7 protein-coding genes are annotated in these 13,718 nt (G+C 65.8%); 5 read left to right on the forward strand and 2 right to left on the reverse strand.

Annotated features, from left to right (window positions below; all coding sequences use genetic code 11):
• Window positions 1-43 precede the first annotated feature (43 nt).
• Together ACN0WF_RS18095 and ACN0WF_RS18100 are read left to right on the forward strand one after the other, a co-directional pair.
• Window positions 44-8,545: a GH36-type glycosyl hydrolase domain-containing protein gene (locus tag ACN0WF_RS18095; protein WP_417774161.1), complete on the forward strand. Its 8,502-nt coding sequence runs from the start codon at window positions 44-46 to the stop codon at window positions 8,543-8,545.
• A 98-nt stretch (window positions 8,546-8,643) separates the two neighbouring features.
• Window positions 8,644-9,030 (forward strand): DUF302 domain-containing protein, encoded by a 387-nt coding sequence (locus ACN0WF_RS18100; protein ID WP_417774196.1) that lies wholly within the window; start codon window positions 8,644-8,646, stop codon window positions 9,028-9,030.
• Between the two features lie 73 nt (window positions 9,031-9,103).
• On the opposite strand, the gene ACN0WF_RS18105 is transcribed toward ACN0WF_RS18100, so the two are convergent.
• Together ACN0WF_RS18105 and ACN0WF_RS18110 are read right to left on the reverse strand one after the other, a co-directional pair.
• The gene (locus tag ACN0WF_RS18105) at window positions 9,104-9,433 is read right to left on the reverse strand and encodes a hypothetical protein (RefSeq protein WP_417774162.1); all 330 of its coding nucleotides are present in this window, start codon (window positions 9,431-9,433) and stop codon (window positions 9,104-9,106) included.
• Complete coding sequence (locus ACN0WF_RS18110; RefSeq protein WP_417774163.1) at window positions 9,430-10,377, reverse strand: DnaJ C-terminal domain-containing protein; 948 nt, start codon at window positions 10,375-10,377, stop codon at window positions 9,430-9,432. Before ACN0WF_RS18110 ends, ACN0WF_RS18105 begins: the two co-directional genes overlap by 4 nt.
• Window positions 10,378-10,711: 334 nt before the next feature.
• On the opposite strand from ACN0WF_RS18110, the gene ACN0WF_RS18115 reads away from it, so the two are divergent.
• Genes ACN0WF_RS18115 through ACN0WF_RS18125 form a run of 3 tightly spaced genes read left to right on the forward strand, consistent with a single transcriptional unit; the run spans window position 10,712 to window position 13,634 of the window.
• Entirely contained in the window at window positions 10,712-11,755 is a 1,044-nt protein-coding gene (locus ACN0WF_RS18115; protein ID WP_417774164.1) for an efflux RND transporter periplasmic adaptor subunit, read from the forward strand.
• Window positions 11,755-12,960, forward strand: coding sequence for an ABC transporter permease (locus ACN0WF_RS18120; protein WP_417774165.1), 1,206 nt, complete (start codon window positions 11,755-11,757; stop codon window positions 12,958-12,960). Before ACN0WF_RS18115 ends, ACN0WF_RS18120 begins: the two co-directional genes overlap by 1 nt.
• On the forward strand, window positions 12,957-13,634 hold the full coding sequence (locus ACN0WF_RS18125; RefSeq protein WP_417774166.1) for an ABC transporter ATP-binding protein: 678 nt from the start codon (window positions 12,957-12,959) through the stop codon (window positions 13,632-13,634). Before ACN0WF_RS18120 ends, ACN0WF_RS18125 begins: the two co-directional genes overlap by 4 nt.
• The last annotated feature ends 84 nt before the right edge of the window (window positions 13,635-13,718 follow it).

Raw genomic sequence — 13,718 nt, forward strand, 5'->3', positions numbered from 1 at the left:
CAGCCAATCTGTCGCACCTGCGCCCGGGCTGGAAAGGCACTCCTTGAGATCGTTCCCTCGCCTCCTCGGCCTTCGCTCGTCGTCACCACCGTGGAACGACGGGGCACCGGTAAGAGAAGAGCTTTTCAGCGTTGAACGGCTGGAGCAACACGCGCGCAGCCTTGCCACGGCTCAGACGGTGGCCGGGCAGCCGCCGGTCGTGCGCTCCCTGCACAAGAGGCTCAGCGACAACGCCGCTGTTTTGCTCTGCGCCTATCAGTCGAGCGCGGCGGAGCTGGAAAGCGGCAGAGGCGTCGTTCCTGCGGCAGAATGGCTGCTGGACAACTATCATGTGGTCGAGGAGCAGATCCACGAGATCCGGGACGACCTCCCCCCCGGTTACTATCGCCAGCTCCCGAAACTCAGCGAAGGGCCGTTTGCCGGCTATCCAAGGGTGCTTGGACTCGCCTGGGCCTTTGTCGCACACACCGACAGCCTCTTCGACCGCGAGAGATTGCGGCGGTTTCTGGTGGCCTACCAGGAGGTACAGCCCCTGACGATCGGCGAGCTGTGGGCCGTCGCGATCACGCTACGTTTCGTCCTCATCGAGAACCTGCGCCGACTGGCCGACCAGATTACGGCAGCGCGCGCGGCCCGCACGGAGGCGGCGGCGCTGGCCAAGCGGCTTCTCCTGCCCGGTGAGGCGCGCTCCGCGCTGGATGCGGATATCGCCTCCCGCTCGCCAAAGCCCTTGCCCGAACTCTTCGCCGCGCATCTGGCCAAGCAGCTGCGAAATCAGGACCCGGCCACGACACCCGCACTCAAGTGGCTGGAGGAGCGTCTCGCCCTGCAAGGCGTTTCCATCGACGACGTCGTGCAACATGCCCAACAGAGGCAAGGCGCGTCCAATGTCACCGTGCGCAACATCGTCACCAGCATGCGGCTTGTCTCCGACATCGACTGGGCGGACCTTTTCGAGAGCGTTAGCCTGGTCGACGAGCGGCTGCGCGCGCGAAGCGCCTTTTCCGACATGGACTTCCCGACCCGTGATCTCTACAGGAACGCGATCGAGCAACTGGCGCGCGGATCGTCCTTTTCCGAGCTCGAGATCGTGGACCACACACTTGTCGCCGCGCGAGAAAGCGCGGCCGAGGCTGACGGCACAGCCGACGCCGAACGTTTCGCCGACCCGGGCTATCACCTGATCGCCCAGGGCCGGCCGGCGCTAGAACGCGCGATCCGATTTTGCCCGTCCGCGCGGCTGCGGGTCAGCCGCATCAACACGCGGCTTGGCATCGGCGGATACGTAGGGGCGATCCTGCTTGTCTCGGCCGCGGTGCTGGCGCTTGCGCTATGGGCGATGTCGTCCAGCGATCCGGGCACGGGCTGGCTCCTGTGGTTCGCATTTCTGGCCTTTCTCCCCGTCAGCGAGGTGTCGACAGCCCTCGTCAACCGCATCCTGACCTGGAGTCTCGGGGCCACCGCCCTGCCCGGCCTGGCGCTCAAGCAAGGCGTGCCGTCGTCGTTGCGGACGCTCATCGCGGTGCCAACACTGCTCACGAGCGCGGCCGACCTTCTGGAGCAGGTGGAGCGCCTCGAGGTCCACCACCTTTCCGGCTCCGGCGGAGACCTCGTCTTCGCACTGCTTACGGACGGCACCGATGCGGAACAGGAAGTCACCCCGGAGGATGCCGGTCTGCTCGCCGTCGCAGCAGGGGCGATTGACGAACTGAACCGGCGCCATGAGCCGGTCGCCAGCGGCAACCGTTTCCTCCTCCTGCATCGACGCCGCCTGTACAACGCGAGCGAAGGCAAATGGATGGGCTGGGAGCGCAAGCGCGGAAAGCTGCACGAGCTCAATCGCCTCCTGCTCGGCGCCGGCGACACGACCTTCATGCCTGTCGACGGCGTTCCCCCTCAGGTGCCAGCCGGCGTGCGTTACGTCATCACGCTGGACGCCGATACACGGCTACCGCGCGACGCCGCCCACCGCCTCATCGGCAAGATGGCACACCCGCTCAACCGCCCGCGCTTCAGCGATGCGGCGCGGCGCGTGGTCGACGGCTATGGCATTCTCCAGCCGCGCGTCACGCCCTCGCTTCCGGTCGGACGCGAGGGCTCGGTCTATCAGCGCGTTTTCTCCGCCCCCGGCGGCATAGATCCCTATGCGGCCGCCGCCTCGGATGTGTACCAGGACCTCTTCGGTGAAGGCACCTTTACGGGCAAGGGCATCTATGACCTTAACGCCTTCGAGGCCTCACTCTCCGGCCGCGTGCCGGAGAACTCCATGCTCAGCCACGACCTTTTCGAGGGCGTGTTCGCGCGGGCAGGCCTCGCCTCCGACGTCGAGGTGATCGAGGAATTCCCCGCCCGGTACGACGTCGCCGCCAAACGCCTGCATCGCTGGACCCGCGGCGACTGGCAACTCCTGCCCTGGGCCCTGGGCCGGGACAAGGGCCACCTCGCGGTTCCAGCCATCGGGCGCGCGAAGATGCTCGACAATCTTCGGCGTTCGCTGCTGGCGCCGTTCACGCTCCTCGCGCTGGGGCTCACCTGGCTGATGCCTCAGCCGGCGGCCGCGACTGGAACCGCGATCCTGCTTGCCGGCATTGCCCTCCCGGCCTTCCTTTCCGTACTCCTTTCCCTCGTGCCGGCGCGTTCGGGCATTCGCTTGCGCAGTCACGTCGCCACGCTCGCCGCGGATCTGCGTCTCGCCGCGGTCCAGAGCGCGCTCTCGATTGCTTTTCTGGCCGATCATGCGTGGCGAATGGGCGATGCCATCGCAAGGACGCTTGTGCGTCTGGCCTGGACCCGCCGCCACCTGCTGGAATGGACCACGGCAGCTCAGTCGAACAGAAGCCCGCGCCTGAACCTCGCCGGCTTCTACCGTTCCATGGCCTCCGGCACCTTGCTTGGGCTACTCATCGCCGTTGGCGCGACGGTGTTCTCACCTTCCTCCGGGCCGCTGACCATTCCCTTCGCGCTGCTCTGGCTGGCCGCGCCGGCAATCGCCCTGCGGGTCAGCCGCTCGCCCAGCGCCGGACCGCGCCTTGCGATTTCCGATCAGGATGGGCGCGAGTTGCGCCTCATAGCCCGCCGCACCTGGCGCTTCTTCGAGACCTTCGTGACGCCCGCAAGCAACATGCTGCCCCCGGACAACTTCCAGGAAGACCCGCGCCCGGTCATCGCGCAAAGGACCTCGCCCACCAATATCGGGCTCTATCTCGTCTCCTCCATAGCCGCCCGCGACTTCGGCTGGGCAGGCATGATCGAGACGGTGGAACGCCTGGAAGCTAGCTTGAGAACCATGCATGTTCTTTCAAGGCACAAGGGGCATTTCTTCAACTGGTATGAGACCCGCGACCTGCGCGTCCTCGAGCCTGCCTACATCTCCTCCGTCGACAGCGGAAACCTGGCCGGGCATTTGATCGTGGTCGCCAACGCATGCGAATCCTGGGCGGACGAAACCGCAGGGACGCAAGCCCGCCTTGGCATGAGCGACAGCCTCCATCTGGCCCGACAGGCGCTCGAGACACTGTCTATCGCGAAAAACGGACGCGGCGCGCAGCTCCCGCAGATGCTCGACGACATCGAAGACCGGCTGAAGGGGCCGGAAACACTCGACGCGCTGACGCCCGTGCTGACGCGGCTGGCGGAAAAGGCAGCCCTCATGGCGCGCGCCATGATCCCGGCAAGCGTCGACGACGCCTCACCCGACCTCGTCTTCTGGATCGAGTCATTCGGAAAGATCGCGGCCGAACACGCGCGCGACCAGATCGCGCCCCCTGGTTTGAAAGACCGGCTGCGGGCGCTCGCCGCCGACGCGCGCGAAATGGCGGTGGCGATGGACTTCGCCTTTCTTCTCGACCCCGAGCGCAAGCTCTTGTCGATCGGCTATTCCCACGCCGACAATCGTCTCGATACGAGTTGCTACGACCTGCTCGCTTCGGAGGCGCGGCTTGCGAGCCTCTTCGCCATCGCCAAGGGCGATATCGAGACACGGCACTGGTTCCGCCTGGGACGGGCGGCGACGCCGCTTGCGAACGCATCGGCGCTGATTTCCTGGTCTGGCTCCATGTTCGAATACCTTATGCCATCGCTCGTCATGCGCGCGCCCGCCGGCAGCCTTCTCGAGCAGACCAACCGACTGGTGGTGGAGCGCCAGCAGACCTACGCCCGCGCGCTGGACATTCCCTGGGGCATCTCGGAGTCCGCCTATAACGCTCGCGACATGGAACTGACCTATCAGTATTCGAACTTCGGAGTACCCGGCCTTGGCCTGAAACGCGGCCTTTCGGAGAACACCGTGATCGCTCCCTATGCGACCGGGCTGGCGGCGATGGTCGACCCGCATGGCGCCTGCGAGAACTACGCTCTTCTGGCACGGCTGGGAGCCGGCAGCCGCTACGGTTTCTTCGAAGCGCTCGACTTCACCCGCTCCAGGCTTCCCGAAAAGACCTATGTGGCCATTGTCCGAACCACCATGGCGCACCATCAGGGCATGACCATCGTCGCCATCGCCAATACGCTCCACGATGGAGAAATGCGCGCGCGGTTCCACCGCGAACCGATGATCCAGGCCTGCGAGCTTCTGCTGCAGGAACGTATGCCGCGCAATGTCGCGATCGGCCACCCCAGGGCGGAGGAGGTCAAGGTCTCGCCTGCAGCGACAGATGCGGAACCTTCGACGTCGCGCAGGGTCACCACCGCCACGGCCGGCTCGCCGGTAACCCATCTGCTCTCCAACGGCCGCTACGCGGTGATGCTCACGGCTGCGGGGGCGGGTTACAGCCGCTGGCGCGGCATCGCGGTCACACGCTGGCGCGAAGATGCAACGCGCGACGACTGGGGCTCCTTCATCTTCCTGCGCGACATCGGAAGCGGAGACGTCTGGTCTGTCGGCGCCCAGCCGCTCTGCCAGGAGGCGGCAAAGAACGAGATCGTTTTCGACGAGGACCGCGCCCAGTTCATCCGACATGACGGCCCCCTGACGACCACGATGGATGTGCTGGTCTCCGGCGAGGACGACTGCGAGGTCCGCCGCGTCTGCGTCGGCAACGCCGGAAGGCGGGAGCGCGAGATCGAGATCACGTCCTATGCGGAGATCGTGCTTGCTCCCATGGCTGCCGACACCGCGCATCCGGCGTTTTCCAAGATGTTCGTGCAGACCGAACACGCGGCCGAGTTCGGAGCGCTTATCGCGACGCGCCGCCTGCGCTCGCCCGACGAAGCGCATGTCTGGGCGGCTCATCTCGCCGTCGTTGAGGGCGAGATCGTCGCCGACCCGCAATACGAGACCGACCGCGCCCGGTTCATAGGTCGTGGCGGCACTATTGCCACGCCCGACGCGATGCGAGAGGGAGTGTCGCTATCGAACACGGTGGGAACGGTCCTCGACCCCATCTTCTCTCTGCGGCAGCGTGTGAGGATCGCGCCGGGCAAGATCGCCCGCGTCGCCTATTGGACCATTGTCGCCTCTTCGCGCGCCGAGCTTATGGATCTGATCGACAAACACCATGATCGCAGTGCGTTCGACCGCGCTCAGACGCTGGCCTGGACCCAGGGTCAGGTCCAGCTTCGCCATCTCGACGTGGATGCCGGAGAGGCCGCGGACTTCCAGCGCCTGGCCACTCCCATCCTTTACGCCAACCCGCGCTACCGGGCACCATCGGTGCAGATTGTCCGCGGCGCGGGCCCGCAGTCGGGCCTGTGGCACCTCGCCATTTCCGGTGACCTGCCGATCGTCCTACTGAACATCGGTGACCCCCAGGACATGGCCCAGGTTCGCCAGTTGCTGCGCGCCCATGAGTACTGGCGGATGAAGAGCCTCGCCGTCGATCTGGTGATCGTCAACGAGCGGGCGTCCTCCTACACACAGGATCTGCAGGTGGCCATCGAGACGGCCGTGCGCAGCAGCCAGTCGCGTCCCCGCTTCGGACTGGAATTGGCGCAAGGCTCGGTCTTCGTGCTGCGCGCCGACCTGATAAGCGCCGAGGCACGCGCACGACTTCATTCCGTCGCCCGCGTCACGCTGTCCGCGCGCCGTGGCCCGATAGCCGAGCAGTTTCCCGATCTGCCGCCCCTGTCCCATCCTCCCGTCCATCGCAAAGCCGAGCGATCAGCATCGCCGCCCCGCCCCCTCCACCGACCATCGCTTGAGTTCTTCAACGGGCTCGGCGGCTTTGACAGGAATGGCCGCGAGTATGTGACGATCCTGGACCAGGGCGCCGTCACGCCCGCGCCGTGGATCAATGTGATTGCCAACCCCGATTTCGGCTTTCAGGTATCGACGGAAGGAAGTGGATACACCTGGGCGCAAAACAGCCGCGAGAACCAGTTAACGCCATGGTCGAACGATCCCGTGGTCGACCCGAGCGGCGAGGCGTTCTACATCCGCGACGAAGAAACACTCGAACTGTGGAGCCCCACCGCCCAGCCGATCCGGGACCGCGGCTTCTATGTTTCGCGCCATGGCTTCGGCTACAGCCGCTTCGAACACGAAGCCAACGGCGTTGCGCTCGATCTCCTGCAATACGTTCCGCTCAGCGACCCGATCAAGATCTCGCGCCTGACCTTGCGAAACACATCCGGTCGCAGCCGCCGATTGTCCGTCACCAGCTATGCCGAACTTGTGCTCGGCAGCTCGCGCGGCGCCACCGCGCCCTTCCTCGTGACGCAGATCGACGAGACTTCCGGCGCGATGCTGGCGCGCAATCCCTGGAGCATCAGTTCTTCCGGCGGCGTTGCCTTTGCCGATCTCGGCGGACGGCAGTCAACCTGGACGGCCGACCGCACGGAATTCCTCGGCTGCTGCGGACGGCTCTCCGCACCACTCGCGCTCACCCGCGCACAAGCGCTGTCGGGAAAGACGGGCGCCGGCCTCGACCCCTGCGCGGCCCTGCAGCAGACCGTCGAGCTCGCGGCGGGCCAAACGGTCGAAATCGTCTCGTTTCTCGGACAGTGCGGCACGCAGGAGGAAGTCCGCGCCCTGCTCGCGCGCTACCGGACCGCCGATCTCGACGCCACACTTCAGGAGGTAAGCGATCACTGGAACGACCTGTTGCAAGCGGTTCAGGTCAAGACGCCGGATCGGGCCATGGACATCCTGCTGAACGGCTGGCTCCTCTACCAGACGCTGGCCTGCCGCATCTGGGCGCGTTCGGCCTTCTATCAGACAAGCGGTGCCTATGGCTTCCGCGACCAGCTCCAGGATGGAATGGCACTGACCCTCATGCGCCCCGAGGAAACGCGACGCCATCTCCTGCGTGCGGCCGGACGGCAGTTCGTCGAAGGCGATGTCCAGCATTGGTGGCTGCCCGGCTCCGGGCAGGGCGTGCGAACACGCATTTCGGACGACCGTGTCTGGCTCGCCTTTGCGGCGGCGACCTATGTGAAGACGTCGGGCGATAACGCGGTACTCGACGAGAGCGTCCCCTTCCTCGATGCCCCGCCCCTGCTCCCTGGCGAACATGACTCCTTCACCCATCCGACCACGGCAGCTGAATCCGCCTCCCTGTTCGAGCATTGCGCCCGCGGTCTCGACCAGTGCCTGGAACTGACCGGACAGCTCGGCCTACCATTGATGGGCACCGGAGACTGGAACGACGGCATGAACCGTGTCGGCGAGGGTGGCAAGGGCGAGAGCGTCTGGCTTGGCTGGCTTCTGCTGCGTGCCATCGAGCTTTTCAGCCCCCTTTCGGAGGGGCGCGACCCGGTGCGCGCCGAACGCTGGCGCTCTCATGCGAATGCGCTGCGACTGGCGCTTGAAGAGCATGCCTGGGACGGCGAGTGGTATCGCCGCGCGACATTCGACGACGGCGCGAACCTTGGCTCGAAGGCCAACACAGAATGCCGGATAGACTCTATCGCACAGTCCTGGGCCGTGCTCTCGGAAGCTGCCGAGCCGGCCCGCGCAGCAACGGCCATGGCTTCGCTGGACCGGCACCTCATTCGCCGCGACGAAGGCCTGGCGCTTCTGTTCACCCCGCCGTTCGACAAGACCCCGCGCGATCCGGGCTACATCAAGGGCTATCCGCCGGGCTTGCGCGAGAACGGTGGCCAATACAGCCATGCCGCCATGTGGGCGATCCTGGCCTTTGCCAAGTCGGGCGCGCGCGACAAGGCGCATGAGCTGTTCGCGATGCTCAACCCGATCAACCACGCGCGCACGCCCGAGGAGGTCGAGCGCTATAAGGTTGAGCCCTATGTCGTCGCGGCTGATGTCTACTCCGTCGCGCCGCACGCCGGCCGGGGCGGCTGGACCTGGTACACGGGTTCGGCCGCCTGGATGTATCGCGCCGGCCTGGAGGGCATCCTGGGCATCCGCCGCGAGGGGGATATGCTCATCGTCGACCCGTGTATCCCCTCAGACTGGCCGGGTTTCGAAGCCGCCATCAAAGTACAGGCTACGAGCTTCGCCATCCGCGTGGACAATGCACCCCCGGGCAACGGGCGGCTTGTCTGGCAGGCTGTGCTTGACGGCGAACCCATGCGGTCTTCATCAGCCGGAGCCCCCCGCATGCGGCTCGACGGGCTTCATCACACCCTCGACCTGCGACGCTTGTGATGGCGCAGCACGACGGAGCGGCATACCAGGTGCACCGACGTCCAGCCTCAAGCCGCCCGCCATCATCCGAAACGATCAAGAAGGAGAAGACTGTCATGATGACCTACACCATCAACCGGATGTTCGACGGCGCGACATTCGAGGAGGTGGAGGCGCGCACCCGCGCCGCGCTTTCCGACCAGGGCTTTGGCGTGCTGACCGAAATCGACGTGACCTCGACGATGAAGAAGAAGCTGAATGTCGAGATGCAGCCCTATGTCATTCTCGGTGCTTGCAATCCTCGCATGGCGCATCGCGCCATCGAACTCGAGCCCCATGTCGGGGCGATGCTGCCGTGCAACGTGATCCTGCGCGCGGTTGACGGCGGCGTCGAGGTTAGCGCGGTCGATCCGGTGGCCTCAATGCAGGCGATCGACAATCCGGAATTGCACGCGGTCGCAAGCCAGGTGCGCGACCTGATGGCCAAGGCCGTCGCGGCCATATGACATCCGCCGCCGGCGGCAGCGCGTCGGCGGCCTCTTCGAAGCCTTTGGCTTGCACTTCCAGAGAAGGCCTTGCTCAGGCGCGCTTGATCGCGTCCGTGACTTGCGCGCGCAGATCGGCAGGCAATGCATCTATCGCACGCGCGACGACCGCCAGATCCTGCCGCGCGGCATGCAACTGGTCGATGAGAGAGAGCACGATGCCAAGTGCTGTCTCATCCAGATCGAGATCCAGCGACAGATCGCACAGAAGTTCGAGCCGCGCGATGTCGATGCGGCGAAAGACATATCCGCCAGCATCGCGCTGCGGCCTGACGAACTCGCCCTCGATGAAGCGGACGAGCTGGACCCGGGTGAGCCGTGTGACGGTCGCGATGATATCGTCTTCGGAAAATCGGTCCGTCATGTCCCGGCCCCTTTCAGCAGGTCGGCCCGCGGGTCGAAGGCATGGGTCTCGCGCCATTGGGACAGGAAATCCCGCAAAGCCGGATCCGTATCGGGCGGAACGACAATCTTCAGTTCGACCTTCTGGTCACCCTTGGTCTTTTGCCCCGCCCGCTCCACGCCGCGGCCACGCAGGCGCAGGACCCGGCCCGAGCTGACACCAGGCGGGATCGTCAGGCCCACCGGCCCGTCGATGGTCGGCGTCGTCACCTTGCCGCCGAGGACGGCTTCGTCGATGGTGATGGGAAGCGTCAGCAATATGTCGTCGCCATCGCGGCGGAAAACCGGGTGCGGGCGCACGGAAACGGTGATCAGCGCATCCCCGGCCGCGCCGCCGCCATAGCCAGGCATCCCTTTGCCGCGCAGCCGCAAGGTCTGGCCATCCTCGGTACCCCGCGGGATCGTGACCGCAAGGCCCTGGCCGTCGGGCAGGGTGATACGGGTCTTGGCTCCCCTAACGGCATCCAGAAACGGCAGCTCGAGGGAATAATGCGCATCCGGTCCCGAAGCCGAAAACCCGTAATCGTCGAAGTCGCCGCCGCCGGACGGGCGCCGCCGGTTGCGCAGGATGTCGGCAAAGACGTCCGCGGGATCGGCATCCGCGCCAAAGCCGCCCCCTTGCCGGTAGACGTTGTCCGAGGCCTCCGCGAAATCACGGTAATACCGGCGCTGCGGGCGCTCGGCACCCAGCCCGTCAACCTCTCCGGCATCGTAGCGCGCGCGGGTTTCCGGGTCCTTCAGAACGGCATAGGCTGCGGAAATCGCCTTGAACCGCGCTTCGGCACCGGGGTCGTCGGGATGAAGGTCCGGATGGCTGGTGCGCGCCAACTTCCGATAGGCCTTCTTGATGTCCTCCGCCGTGGCCGCCTTGGTCAGCCCGAGGGCCTCGTATGGATCGTTGAGCATCCAGGATCCTTCTTGTCGTCCATGGCGTCGCGCATGTGCTGATGGCGCGCATGAAATGGCTGCTTCTGCATGCCATGGCCCACCCGGCGATGTCGCTGATCCATATCAAGGCAGAAACGACGCGCGCGCCTATCCTGCACAAGATCGAACGGGGCGGATTGCGTCCTCCGTTTGGCCCCTGTCGCAACCTCGGAAGGAGGCCACGTTGGCCGCGGCTGAATACAAACCTACCGGGAAAGACAGTTCGACGGCGTTGCAGGTCCGTACGCCCTCGACCTCACCACAGGTCCCTGCCCTGCGCAACATCCCTCCCGCTCCTTCCGGGAAAAGGCGTTTGCGGCTTTGGGCGCTCGCCGGATTGTCGGTCCTCGGTCTGGCAGCGCTGCTCTATGTGCAGCCGTGGGTCGAAAGGCCGCGCTCGGTCGCCGTCGAGATCGCTACACTGGCACCGGTCACGCGCGTTCTGGCCGTCAACGGTCGTGTCGCCGCCGTGCACTCGGTCGATGTGCGCCCCCTCGTCAGCGGCACGCTTGAGACGCTTTCGGTGGCCGAGGGCGACGAGGTGGCCGCCGGTCAGGTGCTGGGCCTGATCGACGCCAAGACCCAGAGCGCCGTCCTGCGGCAGGCAATGGCGGGACGAGACGCCGCTCTCGAGGCCCAACAGCAGGCATCGGAGGCCTACGACCGGTCGGTTTCTCTCGGCAGAACGATTGCAAGATCCGTGCTCGAGACCCGCGCCCACGCGGTCGAGCTTGCGGTTCAGGAGGTTGCCCGCCTGACCGCCTTGGCGGATCAGGCCCGCATCGCTCTACAGAACCACACGGTCCGCGCCCCCATCGCCGGCAGCGTCCTGGTCCTGAATGTGGACGAGGGTCAGTTTGTCGACACCTCCACTCTCCTTCTGATCCTCGCCGATCTGCGCGAGCTTGAGGTCGAAACGGATGTGGACGAAGCCTATGCGCGGCAGATCTCGCGGAACCAGACCGCAATCCTGCAACTGGCCGGCGAAACCGGCACCCGCACCGGCCATGTGAACTTCGTCTCGACCCGCGTGGATGTCGCCACCGGCGGCCTTGCCGTGCGGATTTCCTTTGACGACCCGGTCATCGCGCCCGTGGGAATGACCGTCACGACCAACATCCTGGTGGACCAGCAGGCGGCTGCGCTGACCGTGCCACGCACCTCGATGGTGGCCAGCCCTGCCGGCACCGCTGTCTTCGTGGTCGAGGACCGCAAGGCCCGCCTTCGGCCCATCACCGTGGTGGACTGGCCCGCCACCCGCCTGATCGCGACGGCGGGACTGGCCGAGGGCGACGCGGTGATCGTGGACGCGGCGGGACTTGCCGACGGACAAGCGGTCGAGGCGGTGCAGCCCTGATGCTCTACGCCCTCAAGATCGCGACACGCTACCTGACGGCGAACAAGGCGCAGACGGCCCTGCTGGTGCTGGGCGTCGCCGTGGGTGTTTTCATCTTCATCTTCATGTCGGCGCTGATCGGCGGGTTGGCGGAGTTCATTCTTTCGCGCACCGTTGGCGACATCGCCCACATCACCATCGAGGCCGAGGAGACCGACCCGGTCCTGCTCGTCGCGCCTTCGGGACAGGTGTTGAGCGTGATCGAACGGGGCCGCACGCGGACCGCCACGCTGACAGAAGCCGCCACATGGCTGCCGGTCATCGAGGCGGTCGACGGGGTCAAGGCCGTCTCTCCGCAGATAACCGGATCAGGGTTTCTCGCGCGCGGGGCGCAGACAGCCCAGGTCAGCGTGACAGGCGTCGAGCCCGGGCGGGAATCCGCGATACTGGATCTCGACGGATACATGGTCGAGGGATCGGCGCGGCTGGGCTCGGACATGATCGTCATGGGGCGCAAGCTGGCCGACGATCTGGCGCTGTCACTAGGTCAGACGCTGCGGCTCCAGTCCTCGCTCGGCGCGACGGCAGTCCTGACGCTGGGGGGGATCTACAAGACCGGGAACAGCAGGATGGATGAGGGCCGCGTCTTTGTCAGCCTGTCCCTGGCCCGCACGCTGTTTGCGACGCCACAAGGCGTGACCCAGATCGAGATCAAGCTCTACGACCTGAACGCCGCCGATGCCTCCGCCTTGCACATCCGCGCCCTCACCGGGCTGGACGCCGTTCCCTGGACAGACGGCGCGGCACAGTTGATGGAGGCCCTCAACGCCCAGGCGCAAACGGGATACTTCCTCAAGAGTTTCGCCCTCATCACCATCGTTATTGGCGTGGCCTCGGCGTTGCTGTTGTCCACCTATCGTCGTCGGCCGGAAATCGGGATCATGCGGGCCATGGGCGCCGGACGCGGCTTCGTCATCTTCGTCTTCGTCACCCAGGGGGCCCTGATCGGTCTGATGGGCGGCGTCTCGGGGGCGACCCTGGGCTATCTGGCTCTCCTTCCCTTCCCCTCGCGCGAGGCGTTCAAGGCGGGAACCTTGCCGATAGACATCACGCAAGGGTCCTACGGGCTGGCCATCGCGTTGACGGTGCTCGGCGCCATCCTCGCCTCGATCCTGCCGGCCAGATCGGCCGCTTTGGTCGATCCCGTCACGGCGATCGGCCAATGAGCCCGCTTTTGGAAGTGCGCGATCTGGTCAAGATCTTCGGAACGGGCGAAGCCGCGACCCGCGTGCTGCGTGGTCTGTCGCTGAGCCTGGAGGCAGGAGAAATGGCCGCCCTGCTGGGCCCCTCGGGTGCGGGCAAGAGCACGCTTCTGACAATCCTCGGGACGCTCATGAAACCCACTTCAGGCAGCCATGTCATGCTGGGGCAGGACCTGATCGCGGCGGACGACCGCGAGGTGACCGCTTTTCGCAACCTGCACATCGGCTTCGTGTTCCAGTTCCACAACCTGTTGCCCGACTTCACCGCCCTGGAAAACGTGATTTTCCCCACCGCTGTGCGCGACGGGCGCGAGACCGCCGCCGCCCGCGACAGAGGACGCGAGCTGCTGGTACGGATGGGCCTGGCGGATCGCGTCGACTTTCCCTCGGCCAATCTCTCGGGCGGGCAGAAACAGCGGGTTGCCGTCGCCCGCGCGCTGATGAACGCGCCCGAACTCGTTCTGGCGGACGAGCCGACCGGCAACCTCGACCGTGCCTCTGCGATGCAGGTGATGGATCTCATCGGGCAGATCAACCGCGAACAGGGCACAACCTTCCTGATCTCGACCCATGACGAAAAGATCGCAGCGCTCTGCCGGCGACAGATCGTGGTGGGCGATGGTCTGTTGACCGGCTAGGCATCCGCAGAAAGATCAGCGCTAACACCGATCAGTGCGACATCTCCCGTCTCTGTGTAGAGTTGAGTGGCGAGTCGCGAGCAA

It is taken from the genome of Stappia sp., from assembly GCF_048268045.1.
GTDB lineage: Bacteria > Pseudomonadota > Alphaproteobacteria > Rhizobiales > Stappiaceae > Stappia.